Source organism: Psychromonas aquimarina ATCC BAA-1526 (genome assembly GCF_000428725.1).
Taxonomy (GTDB): Bacteria; Pseudomonadota; Gammaproteobacteria; order Enterobacterales; family Psychromonadaceae; genus Psychromonas; species Psychromonas aquimarina.
In genome coordinates this window covers 208,846-233,246 of record NZ_KE386793.1, presented here as the reverse complement: position 1 = coordinate 233,246, position 24,401 = coordinate 208,846, and the positions used below count along the sequence as shown (strand labels likewise).

General features: G+C 44.9%; 19 protein-coding genes and 1 pseudogene. 12 read left to right on the top strand and 8 right to left on the bottom strand.

Translation table 11 applies throughout. The features are described 5' to 3' along the window. Nucleotides 1-38: 38 nt before the first annotated feature. Entirely contained in the window at nt 39-1,064 is a 1,026-nt protein-coding gene (locus tag G337_RS0124475; RefSeq protein WP_028866185.1) for a LacI family DNA-binding transcriptional regulator, read from the top strand. A 101-nt stretch (nt 1,065-1,165) separates the two neighbouring features. Further along, on the top strand, nt 1,166-2,506 hold the full coding sequence (locus tag G337_RS0124470) for a leucine-rich repeat-containing protein kinase family protein (RefSeq protein ID WP_028866184.1): 1,341 nt from the start codon (nt 1,166-1,168) through the stop codon (nt 2,504-2,506). Nucleotides 2,507-2,731: 225 nt separating this feature from the next. Here G337_RS0124470 and G337_RS0124465 read toward each other — a convergent pair whose 3' ends face one another. Then, nucleotides 2,732-3,370, bottom strand: a complete 639-nt coding sequence (locus tag G337_RS0124465) for a CatB-related O-acetyltransferase (protein WP_028866183.1) — start codon at nt 3,368-3,370, stop codon at nt 2,732-2,734. A gap of 321 nt (nt 3,371-3,691) precedes the next feature. Here G337_RS0124465 and G337_RS0124455 point away from each other — a divergent pair, with 321 nt between their 5' ends. Together G337_RS0124455 and G337_RS0124450 are read left to right on the top strand one after the other, a co-directional pair. Then, the gene (locus tag G337_RS0124455) at nt 3,692-5,245 is read left to right on the top strand and encodes a YjjI family glycine radical enzyme (RefSeq protein ID WP_028866182.1); all 1,554 of its coding nucleotides are present in this window, start codon (nt 3,692-3,694) and stop codon (nt 5,243-5,245) included. Next, entirely contained in the window at nt 5,217-6,128 is a 912-nt protein-coding gene (locus G337_RS0124450) for a YjjW family glycine radical enzyme activase (RefSeq protein WP_037028592.1), read from the top strand. Before G337_RS0124455 ends, G337_RS0124450 begins: the two co-directional genes overlap by 29 nt. A 234-nt stretch (nt 6,129-6,362) precedes the next feature. Here G337_RS0124450 and G337_RS0124445 read toward each other — a convergent pair whose 3' ends face one another. Next, complete coding sequence (locus tag G337_RS0124445; RefSeq protein WP_028866180.1) at nt 6,363-7,016, bottom strand: LysE family transporter; 654 nt, start codon at nt 7,014-7,016, stop codon at nt 6,363-6,365. 63 nt (nt 7,017-7,079) lie between these two features. Continuing rightward, the gene (locus tag G337_RS0124440; RefSeq protein ID WP_028866179.1) at nt 7,080-8,024 is read right to left on the bottom strand and encodes a LysR family transcriptional regulator; all 945 of its coding nucleotides are present in this window, start codon (nt 8,022-8,024) and stop codon (nt 7,080-7,082) included. 162 nt (nt 8,025-8,186) lie between these two features. Between G337_RS0124440 and G337_RS0124435 the strand changes: the two genes are divergently transcribed. Further along, the gene (locus G337_RS0124435) at nt 8,187-8,711 is read left to right on the top strand and encodes a MerR family transcriptional regulator (protein WP_028866178.1); all 525 of its coding nucleotides are present in this window, start codon (nt 8,187-8,189) and stop codon (nt 8,709-8,711) included. A 63-nt stretch (nt 8,712-8,774) separates the two neighbouring features. Here the strand turns inward: G337_RS0124435 and G337_RS0124430 are convergent, their stop codons facing one another. Next, on the bottom strand, nt 8,775-10,301 hold the full coding sequence (locus G337_RS0124430; RefSeq protein ID WP_051303596.1) for a hypothetical protein: 1,527 nt from the start codon (nt 10,299-10,301) through the stop codon (nt 8,775-8,777). A 169-nt stretch (nt 10,302-10,470) separates the two neighbouring features. Here G337_RS0124430 and hutC point away from each other — a divergent pair, with 169 nt between their 5' ends. The 5 genes from hutC (at nt 10,471) to hutH (ending at nt 16,855) form a co-directional block, all read left to right on the top strand. Continuing rightward, on the top strand, nt 10,471-11,175 hold the full coding sequence (hutC, locus tag G337_RS0124425; protein WP_028866176.1) for a histidine utilization transcriptional repressor HutC: 705 nt from the start codon (nt 10,471-10,473) through the stop codon (nt 11,173-11,175). Nucleotides 11,176-11,333: 158 nt separating this feature from the next. Continuing rightward, nucleotides 11,334-12,545 carry an imidazolonepropionase gene (hutI, locus tag G337_RS0124420; RefSeq protein WP_028866175.1) on the top strand — a complete coding sequence of 404 codons (1,212 nt, stop codon included), beginning with the start codon at nt 11,334-11,336 and terminating at the stop codon, nt 12,543-12,545. Further along, a complete protein-coding gene (gene hutG / locus G337_RS0124415; RefSeq protein WP_051303594.1) occupies nt 12,538-13,569 on the top strand; it encodes a formimidoylglutamase in 1,032 nt (343 codons plus the stop codon). Before hutI ends, hutG begins: the two co-directional genes overlap by 8 nt. A 55-nt stretch (nt 13,570-13,624) precedes the next feature. Then, nucleotides 13,625-15,301: a urocanate hydratase gene (hutU, locus tag G337_RS0124410; protein WP_028866173.1), complete on the top strand. Its 1,677-nt coding sequence runs from the start codon at nt 13,625-13,627 to the stop codon at nt 15,299-15,301. A gap of 21 nt (nt 15,302-15,322) precedes the next feature. Next, on the top strand, nt 15,323-16,855 hold the full coding sequence (gene hutH / locus G337_RS0124405) for a histidine ammonia-lyase (protein ID WP_028866172.1): 1,533 nt from the start codon (nt 15,323-15,325) through the stop codon (nt 16,853-16,855). Nucleotides 16,856-16,911: 56 nt separating this feature from the next. On the opposite strand, the gene G337_RS0124400 is transcribed toward hutH, so the two are convergent. From G337_RS0124400 to G337_RS0124390, 3 genes are read right to left on the bottom strand one after another with little or no spacing between them, the layout of a single operon-like run. Next, nucleotides 16,912-17,601, bottom strand: a complete 690-nt coding sequence (locus tag G337_RS0124400; protein WP_028866171.1) for a hypothetical protein — start codon at nt 17,599-17,601, stop codon at nt 16,912-16,914. Between the two features lie 33 nt (nt 17,602-17,634). Continuing rightward, nucleotides 17,635-17,883: a DUF2960 domain-containing protein gene (locus G337_RS0124395; RefSeq protein ID WP_028866170.1), complete on the bottom strand. Its 249-nt coding sequence runs from the start codon at nt 17,881-17,883 to the stop codon at nt 17,635-17,637. A 30-nt stretch (nt 17,884-17,913) separates the two neighbouring features. Continuing rightward, nucleotides 17,914-18,576 carry an alpha/beta hydrolase gene (locus tag G337_RS0124390; protein WP_028866169.1) on the bottom strand — a complete coding sequence of 221 codons (663 nt, stop codon included), beginning with the start codon at nt 18,574-18,576 and terminating at the stop codon, nt 17,914-17,916. A 353-nt stretch (nt 18,577-18,929) separates the two neighbouring features. On the opposite strand from G337_RS0124390, the gene G337_RS0124385 reads away from it, so the two are divergent. Together G337_RS0124385 and G337_RS29375 are read left to right on the top strand one after the other, a co-directional pair. Further along, nucleotides 18,930-19,676, top strand: coding sequence for a hypothetical protein (locus G337_RS0124385; protein ID WP_028866168.1), 747 nt, complete (start codon nt 18,930-18,932; stop codon nt 19,674-19,676). A gap of 117 nt (nt 19,677-19,793) precedes the next feature. Further along, nucleotides 19,794-20,335, top strand: a pseudogene (locus tag G337_RS29375) (transposase domain-containing protein); the annotation flags it as partial. On the opposite strand, the gene G337_RS28035 reads toward G337_RS29375, so the two are convergent. Next, nucleotides 20,316-24,389 carry an ATP-binding protein gene (locus G337_RS28035; RefSeq protein ID WP_245597718.1) on the bottom strand — a complete coding sequence of 1,358 codons (4,074 nt, stop codon included), beginning with the start codon at nt 24,387-24,389 and terminating at the stop codon, nt 20,316-20,318. The pseudogene G337_RS29375 and the gene G337_RS28035 overlap by 20 nt on opposite strands. Nucleotides 24,390-24,401 lie beyond the last annotated feature (12 nt).

The window sequence follows — 24,401 nt, the reverse complement described above, 5'->3', positions numbered from 1 at the left end:
GCGCGCTGGCGCTGTTAAAAACATATTCAGGATATTTGATGGAAACACTTCGTAAACGCCGTGGTACCGGCCGAGTAACATTAGCAGATGTAGCGAAATCAGCCGGTGTCGGAGCTATGACTGTATCCCGAGCATTAAGAACACCGGAGCAGGTTTCCGAGAAACTCAGAGATAAAATCCAGCTGGTTGTCGAAGAACTCGGTTATATACCTAATCAAGCGGCCGGCGCATTAGCCTCCGGTAAAAGTGATTCGATTGCACTGATCCTGCCCTCCTTTGCCGATAAAGTATGCAGTAATTTTATTCCCTCTTTTCAGGAGATACTTAATCAGGCCGGTTACCAGTTAGTTATTGGCTACAGTAATTATTCCATCACTCAGGAAGAGCAGCTGCTGTCGACTCTGCTGGCAAACAATCCGGCGGCTGTTGTACTCTTCGGTAGTGAACATTCGGCACAGACAGTAAAACTGCTTAAAAACTCACAGGCGGCTATACTCGAACTTGCTGAAATCAATGAACTTTGCATCGATTTAAATGTCGGCATAGATCATTATCAAAGCAGTAAAGAGATGACCCGCCATCTGATTAAACAGGGTTTTCAGAAAATCGCTTTTGTCGGTGCGCGCAGTGAACAGAGCATACTGCGTAAACAGCTGCGGGGCTGGCAGGCCGCTATGCTGGAGAATTATTTAGCGCCGGATCATTTTTTAACCAGCAATGATGAGCCGAATATCGAATTAGGCTGTGAAGGTGTTGCAAAATTACTGCTTCAGCAGCCCGATTTAGATGCACTTATCTGCAGCCATGAAGAGATTGCCATGGGCGCACTGTTTGAATGCCAGCGCCGTGTATTACAAATCCCCAAAGATATAGCGCTAACTTGTCTGGATGGTTCAACATTCAGTGAAAAATGTATTCCGCGCCTGACCAGCATTGAGATAAACTACGCTAAAATGGCCGGCAAAGCAGCCCGGCTGCTGCTGCAGAGATTAACAGGCCAGGATCAGAACTTGCTTAAACAGATTGATATCGGTTTTAAACTTTGCGAACGTGCCAGCAGCTGACTAGGCACAGGCTAAAAGCGCCGCAATAAAACTGCTTTCCACAGTGCCTTTTATCCATTACCATGGCGCCTTTTTTTTGATTCAAAAACTAGGCTGTCAATTTGCAAACTTTACAACAACTAAAATCAGGGCAGTTAGGCCCGGTTAAAAAACTATCCCTTAGCGAAAATTTAAATAAGTTCCCACAAGAAATCTTTACTTTAGCAGACAGCTTAGAAGTACTGGATTTATCAAATAATCAGCTAAGCGCTTTACCCGATGATTTTGACCGCCTAAAGCAGCTGAAAATTCTATTTGTATCTAATAATAATTTTGAGCATCTGCCCGCTGTACTGGCTAAATGCCCTAAATTAGAGATGATCGGTTTTAAAGCTAATAAAATCCGCACAGTACCGGAAAATGCTTTACCTGTTGATACCCGCTGGTTGATTCTCACCGATAATGAAATTGAAAAACTGCCCGATTCCATGGGACAGTTATGGCGCTTACAAAAATTAGCGTTAGCGGGCAATAAAATTACCGCCCTGCCGGACTCAATGCGCAGCTGCAGAAATCTACAGTTAGCCCGTTTATCTGCTAATCAGCTAACCTCTCTGCCGGACTGGCTGCTGCAGCTCCCTAAACTTTCCTGGCTGGCATTTTCCGGCAACCCTTTGTGCACGGGTTTGAGTCAGCAGACAAAAGATATGCTTAAAGTTCAACTGGCAGATATCACACTGGCCGAGCAGCTCGGTGAAGGTGCGTCCGGTGTTATTTATCGCGCTCAGTGGAACAATAAACCAGCAGCGCTTAGCGGCGGCGCATCTGATATTGCACTTAAATTATTCAAAGGTGCCGTCACCAGTGACGGTTACCCGATTGATGAATTAAACTGCTGTTTAACAGCGGGTAGACACCCTAATCTGATTAACGTTGTCGCACAGATTGCGCAGCAGGATCAGCTTGGTTTAGTGATGGAACTTATTCCGAACACTTTTGGAAATTTAGGTTTACCACCCTCGTTAATAACCTGTACGCGGGATACTTTTGCTCAAGGTACACAGTTTGACAGCGACGCTGTCGTTCGGGTTGCGCTGCAGATGGCTGATACGCTAGAGCATTTACATACCAAAGGCGTCAGCCATGGTGATGTCTATGCACACAACATTATGGTTGATAGTAACTATTCACTATTATTTGGTGATTTCGGTGCATCCTCTAATCTGGCGGCACTGCCGGTCATCCAAAAAGAGGCCATGGAAAGTATAGAAATACGTGCTTTCGGCTGTTTGTTAGAAGATATGTTAAGCCGGTGTCAGCAGGTTGATAGTTGTGAATTAACTGCTCAGTTAACCACCCTGAAAGATGACTGCAAACACAGCGAACAGGCTTTCCGCCCTCGATTTTTGGAAATAAAAGCGCAGCTGCTGCTTTTATCAGCAAAGGTTGAAGTGGTTGTATAATACCAAATCCACTAATTATCTATTCATTGATGCTTGTTAAAATGGACGCTAGCTAAATACAAATAAGATTTGTATTTTGGTTATTTATTTTGTAATTAGAATAACTAGTTGCAGCAGTCAACGCCTTGCCTTCATCCATTTTTTCTACGCCTAAATAGATCATCTAATTAATGGAATTGCTATAAGAAAAAATCCAGGCTTTATCGGCCTGGATTTTAAAGAGCTTTATCGAGCCGACGAATCGTAATCCTGTATCGCCAGCTGTAAACCTTCTATATCAGAACTGCATAAATGCCCTTTCAGGGCATTAAATTTATCTTCCGGCCAGTCGTAAACCTGTAATGCCAGCAGCTTATTTCGAACAGTCTCGTCAAAACGGTATTTAATATGCTTCGCGGGACTGCCGGCGACAATACTGTAGGGCGCCACATCTTTAGTCACCACGCTGTTGGCGGCCACAACGGCACCTTCACCGACGGTTACGCCGGGCATAATCATTGCCCGCATGCCCAGCCAGCAGCCGTCACCGAGAATGGTATCACCTTTGCCCTGATAAGACTCTTCAATAAAGTCCATAAACGGGTACAGGCACAACCAGTCTGTTCTATGGTTATGATTCCCGCCCATTAAAATCACTACTTCGGCGGCGATACACACATAATCACCGATATGGAGCTGATCGATATGCCAGTTAGGCTCGCGGTTTTCACCGGGCTGGTCACCGCATAAATAACGGACAGCGGATTGTTCAAAACCATTATCCCAGCAGTCGCTGTAATAACTGTGAGTGCCTTTGATATGAATATTTTTATTAGTAACTACTTGATGTAGGAGCTGAAATTTTGACCAGTGTTTCTTTGTCATGACAATTTACTCTATTATATTTAATGGCGCCACGGAACGTTTGTCTGCGGCGATCTGTTCACGTTCAAAACAGATCCCGGACAGCAACTCGCGGCTGCTTTAATAGAGGGTTAATTTTAATCATATTTATTAGTGCCTGCAGATTTGCCGTTGCAAAGTAATACAGCGAATCATAATTTATCGCTCGCTGATAAACAATTAACTTGTGAACATAATATTCGGATTTCCATTCAGGAAAAGCTTGTTTCTGTTATTTTCACTTTTGGAAAGAAATATTCAGCGTTAGATTAGAGTCCTTATTTTTAAAGAGGATATACATTCGTGAGTCTACAACAGAAGATTAAGCAGATTATTACTGACCCGACACTGTCAGCCAAACAGAAATCCAGTTATCTCGCGTTAGAGGCCGATGCGAGTCTGCCCTATCTTCCTGTTTCTCAAGTAGTTCACGAAGCAATGGACAGCGGCATTATATGTGATATGTTTGAAGGCAATGCGCCCTTTAAACCACGTTATGTATTACCCGATTACGCTAAGTTCCTGCAGCAGGGCTCAGAATATCTGGAACTGCAGGCGGTAGAAAATCTGGATGAAGCACTCAATGCGCTGACCATTATTTATCATCATGTGCCCTCGGTTACCAATATTCCGGTGTATTTAGGACAGCTTGATGAAGTATTAATGCCTTATACAGCAGGTCTTGATCCGGAGACTATCTACCAGAAAATCAAACTGTTCTGGATCATGCTCGATCGTACCCTGCCCGATGCTTTTATGCATGTAAATATCGGCCCGACTGACAACATCATCTGCCGCACAATCTTAAGAGTTGATGCTGAGCTTAAACAGGTCGCCCCTAATCTGACCTTTATGTACGATCCGCAGATAACTCCGGAAGAGCTGTTTCAAAGAGCAGCCGCCAATATCTGCGAGTGCAGCAAGCCGCATATTGCTAATTATCCTATGCATGCACAAAGTTATGACCAGCAGGGATTCGGTATTGTCAGCTGCTATAATTCATTACCCTTAGCCGGGGGCGCAAATACCCTAGTGCGTCTTAATTTAAAAGAGGCCGCCCTGCGCGCAGAAAGCCGCGAAGATTTCTTTAGCCATACACTGCCTCATTACTGCACTCTAATGTATGAGCTGATTGAAGCAAGATCTCAATTTTTACATGAACAGTCGCATTTTTTCGACAGCTTCCTGGTAAAAGAGGGGTTAATTGAAGAGTCGCGTTTTGCCCCTATGTTCGGTATTTTCGGTATGGCGGAAGCGGTTAATATTCTACTTAATAAGACTGATTTTACAGATATCCCATTAAGTAATTCCAAAAGCCAGTACGGCCATTGTGAAACGGCAAATATATTAGGCCACCAGATATCTGAAGCCTTAGATCACATCGTTAAATCCACCGCCGTGACCTATGGCTACCATGGCCGTGCCCTGCTGCACTCGCAGGGCGGAATCAGCCTTGATGAGGACGTAACTCCAGGTGTACGTATCCCTTACGGCACAGAGCCGGATCCGATTGCGCATATCCAGGCACTGGCAAAACATCACCAGTATTACACCTCGGGAATAAGTGAAATTCTGACCATTGATGAAACTGTAAAATCAAACCCGCAGGCTATGTACCAGTTGTGTAAAGGGGCATTAAACTTAGGTTTCCGTGAATTCAGCGCGAATGTTGCTTCTAACGATTTAATTCGTGTCACTGGTTATATGATTAAACTGTCTGATATTGAACGCTTCAAAGCACAGGGCTCTCGTACTAATACTACCGGTTTAGGTGCAGAAGCGGCTGTTAATACCAGTATTTTAAATAGAAAACCAAGAGTGGCGAGTCATGAACAGTCACCTCGCTACGTACGCTGAAAAATTGCCGCAGACAAAAGCAGCTGTCAGTAAAGTAATTAACTTTTCCTGTGTAGACGGGCCCGGCAGCAGGCTGGTTATTTTTCTGCAGGGCTGTAATTATAACTGCCTGAACTGCCATAACCCGCAGACTATCGATCTTTGTGATAACTGCGGTGGCTGTATCAGCAGCTGCCCTGTCCAGGCACTCTCCTGGGCAGATAACAGCACCTCAAGCAGCGTTAAGTGGGATACAGATTTATGTATTCATTGTGATACCTGTTTAAGCATATGCCCTAAGCAGTCCACTCCTAAAACTTATCACTACTCAGTTGCAGATATGCTCCTGCTGATTCGTAAAAACAGTCTGTTTATTAACGGCATTACGATCAGCGGCGGTGAAGCGACACTGCAGCTTAATTTTATCAAATCTCTGTTTGAAGCGGTAAAAACGGCCCCGGATCTACAGCATTTGAGCTGCATGGTTGACAGTAACGGCAGCTTAAGTGAAAGCGGCTGGCAGAAGCTTCTGCCTTTTATTGACGGGGCCATGATTGATCTTAAAGCCTGGCAGCAGGCAACCCATTTATGGATAACCGGGCGGGACCATCACAGAGTTTTCCGCTCACTGGCACTGTTAGCTGCCGAGCATAAACTTTATGAAGTGCGTCTGCTGCATATCCCGGGGAAAACCGATTTCGAAAGTGAAATTGATGCACTGGCAGATTATCTGAAAAAGCTGCCGCCTGCCGTACGTATCAAGCTTAATGCCTTTCAGAATCACGGCGTGACAACTGAAGCTAAAACCTGGAAAGCCTGCACAGAACAGGATATAAAACAGTTAGCCGGACAGCTCAGTCAACGCGGTGTCGGCCCTTTAATTCTACCTGCTGTTTATATCTGATTTCTATTTTATCCTGAATATAAATTCTAAACGTCCGATGGACAGGCCGTCCATTAACGACCTGCATATTTATACCAAATCCACTAATTTTCTATTCATTTATGCTGGTTAAAATGAATGCTAACATCGTTATTGATTTTGTAATTAGAACAACTAGTTACTGCAATCAATGCCTTACTTTCATTCATTTTTCCTACGCCTAAATAGATCACCTAATTAATGGAATTGGTATTATTAACTGGAAGTGGCGGCTGCCACTTTCAAACCAAAGCCGATTAACAGTGTGCCGATTACTTTTTCAATTCTGCCCTTATACAAATTAAATTTATTCAGCAGCGCAGGCTGGCTCAGGAAAACAGAGACTGAGCTGAACCATAACAGATGTGCGCAGGAGATAATCGCGCCGTAGAAAATCTGCAGGAACAGCGGTGTCTGCGGATTAACAACCTGGGTAAATAAGCTTAGAAAAAAGATAGTTGTTTTTGGATTTAAGGCATTGGTAATAAAACCAACTTTAAACGCAGACCAGTTTGATAACTGCTTATTCTCCTTCTGCGGCTGCTCAATCTCGCTTTTAGAACTGCTGCGGAAAGTCTTCCAGCCGATATAAATCAGATAAGCGGCGCCTAGGTATTTTATCACTGAAAATAAAACAATCGAGTTGGAGATAATTACTGCCAGTCCGGCAATCGAATAAGCGACATGGATCCAGATAGCCAGACTTACACCTAACGCAGAATACAGGCCGGCCGCACGGCTGTAAAAAATACTGTTTCTGGTCACCATAATAAAATCAGCGCCCGGGCTGACCGCCATAAATACGGCGATAACAGCAACTGAAATAATCTCCGCAAAATACGGTGTTAAACTCATTATAATAGTATCCATGCTTCCCTCTGTTTAATTTAATGCTCCGGCAACTTTAACATACATCCCCTTGTGTCACTAACCTTAGCTTTCCGGCGGCTGATCACAGCAGCATTTCAGGATCTGCTGATATAACCAGCGGTGGGCAGGATCATTCATACTCGGCTGATGCCAAACCAGGCTGTAAGCGATATTACCGTAATTAAAAGGCAGTGCTTTAGCCACTAGACCTTTTGCCTGAAAAGCACTTTTTGCCCAGCGCTGCGAACAGGTAAACAGCAGATCACTATGCTGACACATCACAGCAGCTCCGCCAAAATCAGGCACGGATATAACCACATTACGTTTTCTGTTCTGCTGAGCCAGCTGCATCTCAAAAAATGGAATATTCAAATCGCTGTCGGTAATAGCAATATGCCCGTAGTTTAGGTAGTCATCCAGACTAAACTGCGAATCTGTTTTAGCTGCCAGCGGATGTTCGGGATTCATCAGACAGACCATATGATCCTCAATTAAAGTTTCCCAGACCAGTTTATTATGGGTATCGGGCTGCTGACTGCCGTCATGCGGTAAAATAATAAAATCTAATCTGCCTTTAACCAGCCCCTCAAAACCGATACTGTCTTTTGAGCAGATATCCAGACGGATATTGGGTGCCTGTGCTAACACTTGTGCTATTAAATTTGTCGCGAATAATTCAAAGGTACTTTCACGCATTGCTAAAGAAAAACGGCCGGTATAACGCGAAGGTTCAAAAGCTTCCTGAGTAATAATCTGATTCATATCATTGATTATCTGATGCACCGACGGTCCTAAACGCCTTGCCAGAGGAGTCGCTACCAGCTTATTTCCATGACGATAAAACAATTCGTCATTTAAATTTTCACGCAGCTGACTGAGGATTTTACTTACTGAAGAGGGGCTGACACATAAACGCTCTGCACTGCTCGTCACGCTCAGGGTATCTAACATTATATGCAGGGTGATCAGATGCTTCATGCTGATATGCGATAGTTTAATAAGATCCATATATTCCCCAAGTAAGCAGTAAAAACCAAGAGGTTAGCATAATTTATTAGCAAACAGCCGTACATACTGCAGAATTTGAAATATTCTATAGATAAATTATCTGTTGACCCGTCTACTGGTATAGGGTTGAGAATAGAGACCGGTTAAAAAGAGGTTTATTATATGTACACAGTTACCCAGCTGGCTAAACAATATCACCTATCACGCACCACCATTCTCTATTACGAACGTGCCGGTTTACTTCTGCCGAGCTGCCGTTCAGAGAACGGTTACCGCTGGTACGGTGATAAAGAGATTAAAAGGCTCGAAGCAATTTTAGCTTACCGCTCTTTCGGGGTAACTATAGCAAACATGAAAACTCTGCTTGACCGGACAGACGATAAAACACAAGAGCATATTCTGCGCGGCCAGTTTAATTCTCTAGAAAAAGAGATCCAGAAACTGCGCCGGCAGCAGAAAGCGATAGTTATGCTGTTAGAACAGCCGACACAACAGGAGCACAATATGGTAAATAAACAACGCTGGGTAGAAATAATGAAAGCCGCCGGTCTTAATGAACAGGACATGCGCAACTGGCATAAACAGTTTGAAAAAATGGAGCCGGATGCCCATCAGGAGTTTCTTGAATCTTTGAGTATCGGCAGTGATGAGATTAAAACAATCCGCAGCTGGTCAAAAGAAACATAGTTAATAAGTTAAAAAATGTGCGCTTTAATGCTGAAGTGCACGCTTTTACCGCTGCGCTAACCTTTAATTATCAAAATCACTGTCGGCATCGATTATTTCTGAATATTCACGCATAAACTTAATTAAGCCCATTTCAACAATACTTGCAGCTGTTTCCTCACCTTTAACGACACGCACAAAATGCACCTGATCCGGGTTATTAGGCTCAATAATTCCATGCGCCAAAGCAATAATATATTTGCCCATAGAGTGAATAATATACTGAGTAAAGGGATCATACTGGCTGCTTAAATTCACATCATAGCCGCCTCTGGCAAGGTGCTGTATATGTGCCTGCGGATAAGGATTTTTTACCTGATTCAAGCTGCGCATAAGAGAAGTGATCATTTCTTCATTTTCAATAAGGGGGGTATAACCGCTGTTAAAAGCAAAGCGCTGAGTATACACAGATCTATTCAACAAGCTGTCTGTATTCTGCGCAGGGAGCTCATAAAAGACCTGCTCACTGACAAACTCTGGTAAGGGTTTTTGATAGATATTTTTAAGCAGATCTGGATCTCGATGTAAATTATCCCATGCCGATAACAGACTCATGGCGGATTTTTCACCGCGGTTAAGCAGAGGATCATCCGCCAGGGGATCATTAATAGTCACCACAAGCTTAACTTTATTTTCCAGCGTTCTGTTTTGATAGTGATTTACAGCCTGCCGGACAATAACAGCTCCTGCTCGGTGAGCTACCACAATCAGAGGCGTATCTCCCTTGGCAATAATCGTTCCGGATAAATAGATTTTATAAAACAGCGCAGCCAGCTGTTCCAGATAAACCCCGGAGGGATAATAAAAAAACCACGGCTGATAGCGGTCCCTGTCCAGGTGACTGATAATATGTGCAAAGGTCTTTGCTGTTTCTCCCGTTCCATGCACAAAAATTACCGGTATTTTATAAATGGATTCTTCTTCAAGGGCATAAAACAACCCCGAGGCTATATCCATAAAAGCAGCCGGATTATAAATACCTAATGTGGCAATTTCCTGCTCAAAAATCAGATCATCCAGACTGCGTATACTGCCGGCGGGGAAGAAAAGCGACTCAGGTATTTCAGGTACCATTATGCTCAGCGGGTACTCGGCCGCATAAGCAGCGGTTAAATGGATATCCACATGAGTCTGCACCTGTTTCTGAAAACTGGTTTTACTTAAGATGATTTTTCTCTGACCAACAGCCTCAGACTGACTGAGATGACCATCACCATTAATATCGGCATATATAACAATGGTATAACGTCCTTCAGGAAGATGCAGGCCGTAATGACTAGCGCCCGCTTTAAAGAACATACTGTCAGCATATTGGTGTGCGGCAAACTTATCTGGGTATGCGACCGCCGCTTTTGCCAGTTTTGCGTAATCATCGTTCTTATCCAGGACCCTGCCGAATACCAGAAAGTTTTCTGAATCGATAATATTTTCATGATGCGGCGGGACGCGGACAGTCTCTGGCTGAACAGCTGACTCTTGCGAAGAAGAGCAGCAAGCCAGAAATAAAAGTGCTAACAGTAACAAAACGGGCTGTCTGATTTTCAGCTGCATTTTATTCATCCTGTCCATAGGAATATGCTCAGTCACTTAAATAGTAGCACTTGTTGAAAAACCTGACAGCAAACAGCAGTCAGTAAGCATCCGGCACTTGCTTTATTCGCTTAACTGAGCGATCATTTGTATAGTCAATTACAACAGACTTTTTATTACAGGCAGGCTGATGAATAAATCTCCGCGTTACATACAAATCCGAGACTTTATCAATGAAAAAATCAGCACCAATGTCTGGGCCCCCGGCACAAAAATCCCCACTGAAATTGAACTAACCAGACAGTTTGCAGTAAGCCGTATGACGGTTAATAAAGCCATACGCGATCTGGTAACCGCCGGCCTGTTAGAAAGAGCGCCGCGTTTAGGTACTTTTGTGTGCAGCAGAAAGGTCGACTCCCCGCTCAGTGATATCCGAAATATTGCCGATGAAATTCGCCAGCGCGGTAAAGTCTACAGCAGCCGGATATTAACTCAGGCCATAGTACGGGCCGATAATGATATAGCGATGCGCTTAGGTGTAAAAATTGACACCTGCGTTTATTTCAGTGAAATCATACACATGGAAGATGATACAGCACTGCAGATGGAACTGCGCTGGGTTAATCCTGAATTTGCACCGGATTATATCAAACAGGATTTTAAGCAGGCGACTCCCAATGAATATCTGACTAAAAACTGCCCGCTCAGCTCCATTGAACATACTGTTGAGGCTGTACTGCCCGCGGCGCACATTCAGAAACAATTACAGTTAAACAGCCATACACCTTGCCTGCTGCTTAACCGCAGAACCTGGAGCAGAGAAAACCTGATCAGTGTTGCACTGCTTTATCATCCAGGCGATAAATATAAATTAAGCCTTACCGCTCAAGTTTAAACACTTTTTATCTAACTCTTATTCGCTATTTTTTTGCCTTTTCTGCAGCCTTTGGCACACTCAAAACGAACTTGCTCACAATTTTTTAACATATAACTTGTGCTTTACTGGTATATCATTTATTTAATTGTATATACATTTAAACAGGCGAGAGTATTATGAATTTACTGCTGACAAATGCATCTATTGTAACAATGGAAACTGGCGATTCAGGCTACCAGGTTCAGCAGGATCAGTTTATCGCGCTCAGCGGCGGTAAAATTTCTCAAATAGGTCCCATGAAGCAGATGCCGGACAGAGTATTTGAACAGGTGCTGGACTGCGCCGCTAAGCTGGTCACTCCGGGTCTTATCGACTGCCATACTCACCTGATCTTTGCCGGTAATCGTGCCGGCGAATTTGAACAGCGTTTAAACGGTCTTTCCTACCAGGAGATTGCCCGCTGCGGCGGCGGTATTATGGCAACGGTACATGCTACCCGCGAGGCTTCTGAACAGGAACTTATTGAAAAATCCCTAAGGCGTTTATCCGGACTAATCCGCGACGGAGTCACTACCGTCGAAATCAAATCTGGTTACGGCTTAACACTTGAGAGTGAACTGAAAATACTGCGGGCGGCTAAACAGCTTGAGCTGTATGCCGACATAAAAGTCAGCACTACCCTGCTGGCGGCGCATGCTGTACCGCCTGAATATATTAGTGATGCCGACAGTTATATAGATTATGTCTGCATCAGCATTATTCCGGCGGCAGTGGAAGCTCAGTTAGTGGATTATGTTGATGTTTTCTGTGAAGGCATAGGGTTTAATCTGGAGCAGAGCAAACGTGTATTCAGCAGTGCTTTAAAATATGGTTTAGGTATTAAAGGTCATACTGAGCAGTTAAGCAATATGGGCGGCAGTATCTTAGCCGCCGAAATGGGTGCGTCCTCAGTTGATCATATTGAATATCTGGATCAAAAAGGTGTCGAAGTACTGGCTGAAAACGGCACGGTAGCCACCCTGCTGCCGGGCGCTTTTTATTTTTTACGGGAAACCCGCCTGCCGCCGGTAGATCTGCTGCGAAAATTCAAGGTGCCCATGGCGTTAGCCACGGACTTTAATCCCGGTACCTCACCCATCGCATCTTTATCAATGATTATGAATATGGGCTGTACGCTGTTTAATTTAACGCCGCAGGAGACGCTGCGCGGGGTTACCTGCAATGCGGCCAAGGCACTAGGTTTAGAAAAGCAGCGCGGACAGATTAAAGTCGGCTTTGATGCAGATCTGTGCCTGTGGAATATTGAACATCCAGCGCAGCTTAGCTACGAAATCGGCACATCCTTATTGGCTCAGCGTATTATTAATGGAGAGCTCTGTAATGACTGACAGCAATACAACTAAGCATTTATATCAGCCCACCAGCCCTAACCTCTGGCAGGGGCGAGTTGACCACGAGGACGGTGAAGCCGGCAGACGTTTTCATCAGACGGTTAAAGTAATTAATGCTGATCGGGCATCGAATGACCAGCCAGGTATGGTTATACTTGGTTTCTGCTGCGATCAAGGTGTGCTGCGCAATAAAGGCCGTATCGGTGCAGCACGGGCGCCGGATCTTATCCGCAAAGCGCTGGCCAATACTGCCTGGCATTTGAATAATCCCTCCCCGCTTTATGACGGCGGCAATATTCTCTGCCGGGATCACGATCTGGAAGCCAGTCAGAAAGAACTGGCAGATCATATTTACACAGCACTTGAGCAGCAGAGCAAAGTGTTAATCTTCGGCGGCGGACACGAAACAGCATGGGGCTCTTTTCAAGGATTAGCCCGACATCTGCACAACAAAGTCAAGACACCTAAAATCGGCATTATCAATTTTGATGCACACTTTGATCTGCGCAGTTACTCAAAAGATAATAATCACTATCCAGGCAGTTCCGGCACCCCGTTTAGGCAGATTGCCGATCACTGTCAGCTGTTAGGCTGGCCTTTTCAATACGCCTGCCTGGGAGTAAGTCGTGCTAGTAATACTCAGGCATTATTTAACTGCGCACAGCAGCTGCAGGTTTTCTATCGCGAAGATCATCAGCTGGTCACTCAGCAGCTGGATAAACGCACAACAGAACTGCTGCAGTTTATCGACGGCTGCGATTACCTCTACCTGACCATAGATATGGATGTTTTCCCTGCAGCAGCAGCTCCCGGTGTCAGCGCGCCGGCAGCCCGGGGGGTATCCGTTGAAATAATCGAAAGCCTGATTCAGCCGATCTTAAATGCTGAAAATTCAGCCGGAGAAAACAAGCTTCTGCTCGCAGATTTAACTGAATATAACCCCAACTTTGATATCGATAACCAGACTGCCCGCCTGGCCGCCCGCCTTGCCTGGCAGATATCTCACTCGATGCTCGATTAAGCGATTTTTTCATTCGCCCGCTTTATCTTAATTTACAGGTCTAAAAGGAAGCACAATGAACAATAAACGTTTAGATACATCCCGCACAATTATTGCCCCGCAGGGAACAAAATTAAATGCCCGCTCCTGGTTGACAGAAGCACCGCTGCGCATGCTGATGAATAATCTGCATCCCGATGTTGCTGAACACCCGCATGCTCTGGTTGTGTACGGCGGAATCGGCCGGGCTGCGCGTGACTGGCAGAGTTATGACAAAATTGTCGAGGTACTTAAACGTTTAGGTGATGACGAGACTTTACTGGTGCAGTCCGGTAAACCTGTTGGTGTCTTTCCCACCCATAAAGACGCGCCGCGAGTGCTGATTGCCAACTCTAATTTAGTACCGCACTGGGCTAACTGGGAGCATTTTAACAAACTCGATAAACAAGGGCTGATGATGTACGGGCAGATGACTGCCGGCTCCTGGATTTATATAGGTTCACAGGGCATAGTCCAGGGCACCTATGAAACTTTTGCAGCTATGGCGGCTCAGCATTTTAAGAGCAGAGCGCAGGGCCGCTGGATACTGACCGGCGGTTTAGGCGGTATGGGCGGTGCACAGCCGCTGGCGGCCACTATGGCCGGATTTTCCATGATTGCCGTTGAATGTGACGAGTCGCGTATCGATTACCGCTTACGCACCGGTTATGTAGAACACAAGGCGACAACGTTAGATCAGGCGCTGGCTATTATCGACACAGCAGTCAGCACCGGAAAACCAACCTCCGTCGGACTGCTCGGCAATGCTGCAGATATTTTCCCGGAGCTGGTTAAACGCGGCATCAGCCCGGATATCGTTACCGATCAGACCTCGGCACACGACCCCTTAAACGGTTATCTGCCGCAGGGCTGGACCATGGAGCAGGCGGCCGAGATGCGCCTTAAAGATGAAGCTGCCGTGATCAGGGCCGCTAAGGAATCGATGGCGGTGCAGGTGCAGGCAATGCTGGATCTGCAGTCTTCCGGCTCAGCAACCGTTGATTACGGCAACAATATCCGTCAGATGGCGTTTGAACAGGGTATAGAAAATGCCTTTGATTTCCCGGGCTTTGTACCTGCTTATATCCGCCCGCTGTTCTGTGAAGGAATTGGTCCGTTCCGCTGGGCCGCTCTTTCAGGTGATCCTGAGGATATTTACAAAACCGATCAGAAAGTAAAAGAGTTAATCCCGGACAACCCGAATCTGCATAACTGGTTAGATATGGCCCGTGAGCATATTCAGTTCCAGGGACTGCCGGCACGAATCTGCTGGGTGGGCCTTAAAGACAGGCAGCGTTTAGGACTGGCTTTTAACCAGATGGTTAAAAACGGCGAACTGAAAGCACCGATTGTAATCGGCCGCGACCATCTCGATTCAGGCTCAGTCGCCAGCCCGAACCGTGAAACAGAAGCGATGAAGGACGGCTCAGATGCAGTCTCCGACTGGCCGCTGCTGAATGCATTATTAAATACCGCCAGCGGCGCAACCTGGGTATCACTGCACCACGGCGGCGGTGTCGGCATGGGCTTTTCACAGCACTCCGGCATGGTTATTGTCTGTGACGGCAGTGACGATGCGCATCGACGTATCGGCCGGGTATTAAGAAACGATCCTGCCACCGGTGTTATGCGCCACGCCGATGCTGGTTATGATACTGCTAAGCAGTGCGCACGTAATGAGAAGTTAGATTTACCTATGTTAGATGCTGAATAACCAGCTGATTTGGAGAAATAGATGGTCGAATTAAATATAAAACCTGGTTTTTTAACACTCGCGCAGCTTCGTCAGATCAGCCGTTCGCCGGTAAAATTAAGCTTAGATCCAGCCTGTGTAAACGATATTAACGCCAGCACAGAAATTGTTAATCAGGTCATTGCTGAAAACCGCGTCGCTTACGGCATTAATACCGGGTTCGGGTTATTAGCCAATACCCGTATTGCACCGGAAGATCTGGAAACCCTGCAGCGCAGTATTGTGCTTTCCCATGCTGCCGGCATTGGTGAGTTCATGAATGATGAAACCGTGCGTCTGATGATGGTGCTGAAAATCAACAGTCTGGCACGCGGCTTTTCCGGCATACGCTTAGCTGTGATTGAAGCTTTAATACAGCTGGTTAATGCCCAGGTTTATCCCTGTGTACCTAAAAAAGGGTCAGTCGGCGCCTCCGGGGATTTAGCACCGCTTGCACATATGAGCACTATACTGCTCGGCGAAGGTGAAGCACGTTATCAGGGCAAAGTTATATCCGGACAGCTGGCACTGGAAATTGCCGGACTACAGGCTGTTACACTTGCGCCAAAAGAAGGTCTGGCGCTGCTTAACGGTACGCAGGCTTCCTGTGCTTTTGGCCTTGAGGGCCTGTTTGCCGCTGAAGATCTGTTTGCCTCAGCATCACTTTGCGGCGCCATGACAGTGGAAGCGGCGCTCGGCAGCCGCCGTCCCTTTGATCCGCGTGTGCATCAGGTTCGCGGCCATCAGTCACAGATGGATGCAGCCCAGGTTTATCGTCATATTCTTGATAAAGCCAGTGAACTTGGTGAGTCGCATACCAAATGTGAAAAAGTACAGGATCCCTACTCGCTGCGCTGTCAGCCTCAGGTAATGGGCGCCTGCCTGCAGCAGATCCGTAATGCGGCTTCAATTTTTGAAATAGAAGCAAATTCAGTATCTGATAACCCGCTGGTTTTTGCCGATGACGGCGACATTATTTCTGCGGGTAATTTCCACGCAGAGCCGATTGCTATGGCCAGTGATAATTTAGCCTTAGCGATTGCAGAAATCGGCAGTTTATCGGAGCGCAGAATGGCGTTATTAATTGACAGCGGTTTAAGTAAACTGCCGCCGTTTTTAGTTAATAACGGCGGTGTTAATTCCGGTTTTATGATTGCCCAGGTAACAGCGGCCGCCCTTGCCAGTGAAAATAAGTCCCTGGCGCATCCGGCAAGTGTTGACAGCCTGCCGACTTCAGCTAATCAGGAAGATCATGTATCCATGGCAACCTTTGCCGGAAGGCGATTAAAGGATATGGCGGAGAATACGCGCGGCATTTTAGCAGTTGAACTGTTAGCGGCGGCTCAAGGGCTGGATTTCAGAGCACCGCTGAAATCATCGGGGCTGATTGAACAGGGCAAAGCAGAGCTGCGCGGACGGGTTGATTTCTACGATAAGGACCGCTATTTTGCACCGGATATCGCTAAAGCTAATCAGCTTATTTTAGAAGCCTCACATAACAAACTAATGCCGGAAAATATCCTGCCGAGTTTATAATTACAGCAGGACAAAAAAACAGATGCTTCCCTTAGGGTTAAGCATCTGTTTTCATTTTAAGAGGTTGATAATCTGCTTTCCAGCTCATGCCAGGCAATATCACACCATGAATCCGGCTCCGGCCATAAATCCGGTGCAATGCTTAAAGCAAATGTAGCGCACGGCGCGACAACAGCTCCGGAAAAACTCTGTTTTATATAATAACCGCTGGCAGGTGCCCGGCTTATCTGCAGAGAACTTTTAACCGTAAAAGTACTGCCCTGCTCTGTCTGACTTTCATAATCGTATACAACCAGTACTTTTTTATCGGACATCTGCAGAAAATAGATAAGTCCGCCGTACTGCGGCTCTTTAAAACGCTTAACTTCAGCAACCTGATAATGTTCATCAATAACCACTCCAGCGGCTTTATCTTTTAACAAAGCACCACGATGATCCGGCCACTCCTGCAGCCATTTCAAGGTTACAGATAAAGCATAAAAAGCACAGATAAACACACCGCTGTATTTAATCCACACCCCGTAACTGCTGTTAAGGCCGATCTCTAATGTAGAAAACAAACCGACAGCCCAGGTCAGCACCAGCCAGGCAAGCCCAAAAGCCAGCATCGACAGCAGCCAGAAAACCGCAGTGTTGAGCGCTGCTTTTAATAAACGCCTGCGGCCGTTCGGCATCGACTGCAGTAAGCTGTTTATAAACTCACTTTCAGATGCATTCATTTTACGTGTTACAGCAGCTTCACTCATACTTTTTGTCTTTATCCAGAGTTATACTTGCGGCTATTTTTCTTCGTCACGTACAAATTTTATTTCACCAAATCCCATCCTGGTAAATTCAGTTTTGCGATGATTTTTCATTATGCCCTGCCCGCGGCAGCTCATTGCCAGCTGTTTTTCCATTGCTAAAAAGCTGGTTAAATCAATCCCTTCAGCAGCAGCGGCTGCTTCATACATATCGTGATATTCATTAAACGAAAATTGAATCGTCTTGCGCTGTTTTTTATATATGTAAGTTACTTGTCTTGCCATTTTTAAATCCTGTTTTGTTGTCTTGTTTTGTTATTCTGATAAACGTGCTTCTAACCAGGCCGCTATATCTGCGATCTGCTCTGCGCAGACAGCGTGTGCCATCGCATAACTTTTATATTGCGGTGTAAAACCGGCAGCCTGTAAATCCTGAACCGCCCGTTCACCTAACAGCGGACTGACCACGGTATCTTCACTGCCGTGCATCACTGCGATGTTGATGCTTTTATTTGTTTCATGAATACAGATAGTATCCTTAGTCGCAAAATAAGTCGACAGGACCAGCAGCCCTCCTAAGGCTTGCTTATAGGTTAAAGCAGCCTGATAAGCAACAGCACCGCCCTGTGAAAAACCTGCAAGAATAATACGCTCAGGTTTTATGCCGCGCTCAATTTCACGATCAATTAACTTCTGTACAGCATCTGCCGATGCTCTTAACTGCTTAATATCTACTTTACGATCAATACTTAAATCAGCAACGTCGTACCAGGCCGGCATAATCATGCCGCCGTTAATAGTGACAGGAATGCTTGGTGAATGCGGAAAGATAAAACGTACCGGCAGATTTGACGGTAAGGCCAGCTCTGGAACAACGGCCTCAAAATCATGACCGTCAGCACCAAGGCCGTGCAGCCAGATAACCGAAGCTGAAGCTGCAGTTGAAGGCTCCACCTCCACACAAGGTAAGTAATTCATATTTATACCCCTTAATAATACAGAAGATCCCGTGCTTATACCGGGAGTAACTGGCGGCTATCTTAACACAGCGGCTGTTAAGCAGATAAAACAAAATGCACTAAGTCCCGCCGTACTTGTCAACAGGCACAAACAAAAAAGCGGCGTACAAAACCTCTGTAAAAACAGCAAACAATGTTTCACTTCACAGTAAGATGTAACTAAATGTAAATATAAAGCAGCAGACTTTATTAAGCGATATAACTAAACGGGTTAATATTTTGCAGGATTAAATTTTGCCTGATAAACAGCAAACCGCTGCAAAAACAACTTTAACAGATCAACTACCCTGAATTTAATCATGAGGAATTATTTTGAAAAATAATAAACTTAAGTCTCTAGTTCTGGCGGCTGCGCTAACATGTACATCGGCTTTTGCTGCTTCTGATAATATTACTGATGAACAGTTACAAAGTGCTATTGAAGCACGTCTGACCGAGCAGCTTAAAAATAAAGAAGTGGCAGCTTATACTGCAGAATTTCTGATGAATGAAATATTAACCTGGAAAGGCGAGCCTCTAGCTCTTAATCAGGCTGATTCAATTTTAGCTTATGCGTTTGGTAACCGTTTATCTGCCAACGGTAATCAGCAGCCCGGCCCGATGAATGAAGCATTAGCGGACGTTGTTGTCGACCTGCATAAAAAAACCGGTAAACCGGTTTATGCACAATGGGAAATTGCCCAGTCTATCGGTGATCGTATTGATCCTGAATTTATAACCTCAATCAATCCGGTAATCGCTGCAGACGGTACCGTAATCTATTTAAGTACAACAGGTGTTGCTGATGAAGTTATAAAACAGGCTGGCGGCGCAGATAAATTAGGAAAAACCCTGGTAGTGGGTTTTTACGAGCACAGCTTACGTACCATTATGACTTCTAAACAAGCCGGTATTGATGCTTATGCACCACAGGGTATTGCCCTTCCCCATGATTATGATCCACAGTCAGGACAAGCCTGGACTCGTGATGCTTTAACCTTTGTAATGCATGAAATCCGCAACCGCGCAACCAACCAGCGTACTCAACTGATTAACGAAAAATTACAAAAGAGTAATTAAAAAAAACAACAGGTTAAAAGCAGTCTCGGACGCAATGTTGATCAATTAAGGATCACTTGACCAACCCTTTTAATAAATGACAATCCTAAGTCATTCTTTGATTCAGGATTGTCGCTTATTGCTCCAAACCTGCTAAGTCTGAGTGAAAAGTTCGGTTTCGATATCTCTCAACTAACTACTTTTTCAGAACACATTCCTGTTGAGTGGGTACAACAAGCGTCATCACTTGCAGCTAAAGTCACCATACGGCGTCACCGCTTACCCTCTGCTATTGCTCTTTGGCTGGTCGTTGACATGGCATTTTTTCGTATGCAGAAGCAGCTCGGCGCCTTAATCTATGTGCGGATGGTTTGACAAATGAAGAGCTATTGGCTAAAAGTGCATTAACATATGCACGACAACAACAGGATTCAGAGTCTGTAGAGTGTTTTTTCAAACATAGTGCAAAGCAGTGGGAAAGTGAGCGTTATCCTCAAGATGATTGGCAAGGTTTGCAATATTTTGCAGTTAATGGCGCCTTATTTCGTACCATGGGAACACCAGAATTAAGAATGCATTTCGGTTCAGGAAATACAGCTAATAAGCGTCAAACTCCTTACCCTATGCTAATCATAACACTAATAAATATACGCTCTCATGTCATTGCTGATGCGGCTGTTTAATAGTTAATCCGCAGTTACTTTCTCTGTTCCAGCTGTCAACTTCTGAAATATAATCACGCACAAGCTCATATTCCTCTCGTATCTTAACAGCAAGATCAGATAAATTCTCATACTCCGATGCTCTCCCTTGCCTTTCCATTGTTTCACACAAGTCCCCCAAAGAGACTGCACCAACTATTAGCGCAGACGACTTCATTTTATGCGCTACGTCCGCAGCAGCTTTCCATTGTTCAGCCGCAGTATTTTTTTCGATCTCTTCAACTAAAAGATGTGCCTGTTCAACAAAACTATGTAGAAACTCAAGATGCATCTCCTCATCATCCCCTAAAAAATCGAACAGCGAGGCTGTGTCTATTGGACCATCACCACGGCCAGCTAAAATATGTGATTTTGGGCCGTTTTCGGACGCCTCTTCTTTCACTTTCGAAACTTCAGTTTCTAATGAATTTTTCTTTCTAGTGTGAGCTGTTTCCTTTTTAGGTAATAACTCGGCTAACAGTTTGCCAAGCTTTTTCAGTTCAATCGGTTTCGAAATATAATGATCCATCCCGGCCGCCAGGCACCTGTCTGCTTCTCCCTGCATTGCATTAGCAGTAGCGGCCACTATGGTAATATGTTCACCGCTTGAGCGTTCCTGCTCTCTCACATTTTGCACAAACACAAATCCGTCCATCACCGGCATGTGGCAGTCCGTGATAATCAAACCAAAACGGTGGGCTTTCATAAGCTCCAGCGCTTCTTCTCCATGATTTGCAATCATCACCGCATAACCAAATAAATTAAGCAGACGCTGCAGTATATCCTGATTATGGAGGTTATCTTCAACCAGAAGCACTAACTCGCCGTTTGCTTCTGCTTCAGTTAAATCCGGTATCAAGAGCGAGGAATCAGCCGTTAGCTCCTCTTCATCAATATCCGGGCTCATACGCCCTGCAGCTACCGAAACTGCATTAATCACTTTAGACGGCAAAAAGGGATTAGTGTCCACCAGAATACTGTTTGGCGGTATCAAACTAGCAGAGAAATCATCCGATTCCCGGGTAATAACTATGGGGGGGCTTATTACTTCATTCTTTTCTGTAATGACTTTTTCAAATTGATCCTGCCATTCTATATATTGATTTTCCTTCAAGATAATGACATCAAAGGGCTCATTTAGAATTTGCGATGTAAGTATTTCGCCGCGTTGAGTGGCTGCCCCCAAACTCGCTAACACAGAATTGAGGTAATCAGCTTTTTCCTGATCTTCAAATATTAATATATGTAAGCCTTCTAAATCAGGGAATATCTCAACTTCACGGTGTGAATCCACTGCAACACAAGGTAAGTCAAATGAAAAGGTTGTCCCCTCTCCAACCACGCTGTCACATTCTATTTTTCCACCCATCAATTCGCATAGTTTGACACAGATGGACAGTCCTAAACCTGTTCCTCCAAATTTGCGGTGAGTACTATCATCGGCTTGTGTAAAAGGCTGAAATAATATGCCTAACTGCTCATCACTAATTCCAATGCCGTTATCTGCAACTGAAAGTCGATACGAGGCAGCGCCCTTTTCATCACATCGTTGTTTTACAGAAATACGTATCACACCCTGGCGTTGATCGGTCGTCTTAGAAAATTTGACGGCATTACTCAGCAGATTTAATATTACCTGCCTCAGTCTAACAGGATCACCATAAAATAGAGCAAATGCTCCCGGATCAATGATGCAGAGTAACTGCAGATTTTTATTTCGAGCCTGCTCAGATAAAACTTCTACAGCGCCTTCAATCACAGATATCCAAGAACAAGAAATGGCTTCTACGGTCATCTTACCTGCTTCAATTTTTGAAAAGTCGAGAATGTCATTAATAATCTGCAGCAAGGTTAAAGAAGAACTTTTTGCAACCTTAGTTAGATGTTTCTGCTCTTTATTTAGCGGCGTCTGCTGCAGTATTTCCAGAACCCCGATCACACCATTCATAGGGGTCCGAATTTCATGACTCATCGTCGCTAAAAATCTTGATTTAGCATTGCTGGCAGCTTCCGCCTGCAGCCTTGCCTGCTGCAAAGAATATTGCGTCCGTTCGAGATCCTTCGCCGCTTTTTCCGCAATATCTTTCTGCTCATTCGCATCTTCCATTAAACTCAAAGCGGCGGCTCTGGCATCTTCAAGGGTTAAATTCTGCCCTTCCTGATGTACCTGCACTGATCGAACTTCGGTCATATCGCGTGCAATACCTCGCAGTCTCAACGGCTGATCAACAGAACGTTCAACTTCTGCCAAGAGACTAATCACCCTTTGCCTGCCGTCTGCAAACTCGACACTATGCTCAACTTCAAAAGGGCAGTAAGAGTGTAAAGCCCGCTCTCTCTCTATTAACAGTTTCTTTCTATCTTTTTCTTGAACATTAGACAGAAGCTGCTCTGTTGAAACCTCGTTGTTAAACTTAATGCCCATCAAACGGCTCATTTCCTTTGATATACTATAACGATCTTCTAAAACATCCCATTCCCAGCTTCCAAAATGAGCAATGCGCTCTACCTCTTCCAGTAAACTACTCTTTCTTTTCAATTTTTCTTCTGCAATCTTTCTAGAAGTAATATCTTCAAATATGGTTAAAAAATAACTTGTTTGACCGTAGCGCGGTTTTATCGGAGAGATCGAATCGGTTAGATCATATACCACCCCCGTAAAAAATATGCCCTTTACGTCCGATTCACGACTCAGGGCAATGCGGGCTGAAAAAGTTCCACCGTTTAAGTCATGGGCTGTTACCAGATTAAAGGTTTTCTGCGGGGCCCCTTCCGAACTATCCAATACATGCTTAGTCCATTGTAATAACGCCGGATTCAGGTTCGATGGAAAAAAATCATCGATAGATTTCTGATGAGAAAGTTCTTCATTACAGTTAAATAGTAAACGAGCAGCCTTGTTGATGAAGCGAATAGCACCATTCGGCTCAATCACCAATATTGCTTCAACTGTATTATCTAAAATTGAATATAACGTCTGTTCAGATGCTTTGACAGCCAGGAATCCTCGGCGCTGAATTATTGCCCCTCCTATCAACGCAGCCAGGCTGGCTGCGACTGCGACAGAAATTTGTATCTGCAGTATGTTCGACAAACCTCGCTCGGCAGCTAATGCCTCACTTTCATCTAATTCCGTCGCGATTCCAACCCCCAGCTCATCATCCCATAACCAGGCGCCCACTACAGGCACTCCTCGATAATCCAGATAAGCTTCATCGCTAAAATCACTTCGACCAGACAGTGCACTCTGAGCCATATAGGTCAGCGGTCCCTGCGCCAGGCCTGCTGTTATTTGTTTTTCAGTAAGCGGCTCTCGAAGCTCGATATTGAGAATACTGCTTTGATTTTCGGAGATTAACTGCAGTTTCCTCAATTGAGACTCAAATCGACTGGTTGTGATAAGACGACCCGACTTGTCAAATAAATAAGTTTCACCACTACTTAGCAGGCGATTACTCTGCGCAATTCTGGATAAAGTATCCATAGGATCGAGACGAACTAACAGTGCTGCGATTATCTGTCCGTCTGAATTTCTGATCGGGACAGCGACAAGCATTATCGTATTGTTTTCGACCGGCTGACCATTTGGATTCGTTAAAGGTACATCTGAAGGCATAGGAAGAATCAGTACACTTTCTCCCGCAAAGACTTTCTCAAGCTGCTCTGGATAGTAATCCGCAGCCAGGTTTGTGATTCCCACATCTTCATCACGCATTGCTGCATAGTTGGTGTAGTCGGAAGATATAATAAAAATCCCTTTATTAGTCGACTCAACAATCTGTCCTTTAATAAAGGTTCTAATTGTTTTCAAGCTTGTACTAGACAGTAAAACCTGCGGCTCCGGCGGCAGCTGAAGTATTTGCTCTGCTTGCTCAAGTATAGTTTTGTTCGACGCCCAGCCGAGCGCATCCCTCTTGACCGATTTGAGCCAGACTTCAGTTAGAGTTTTATGCGCAGCAGCGGCTGTTACTGCCAGGGTATGCGTCGTATTCGTACGTGATTTTTGAACGGTGTACCAAGCTAGAAATACCATAGTGCCGAGAAA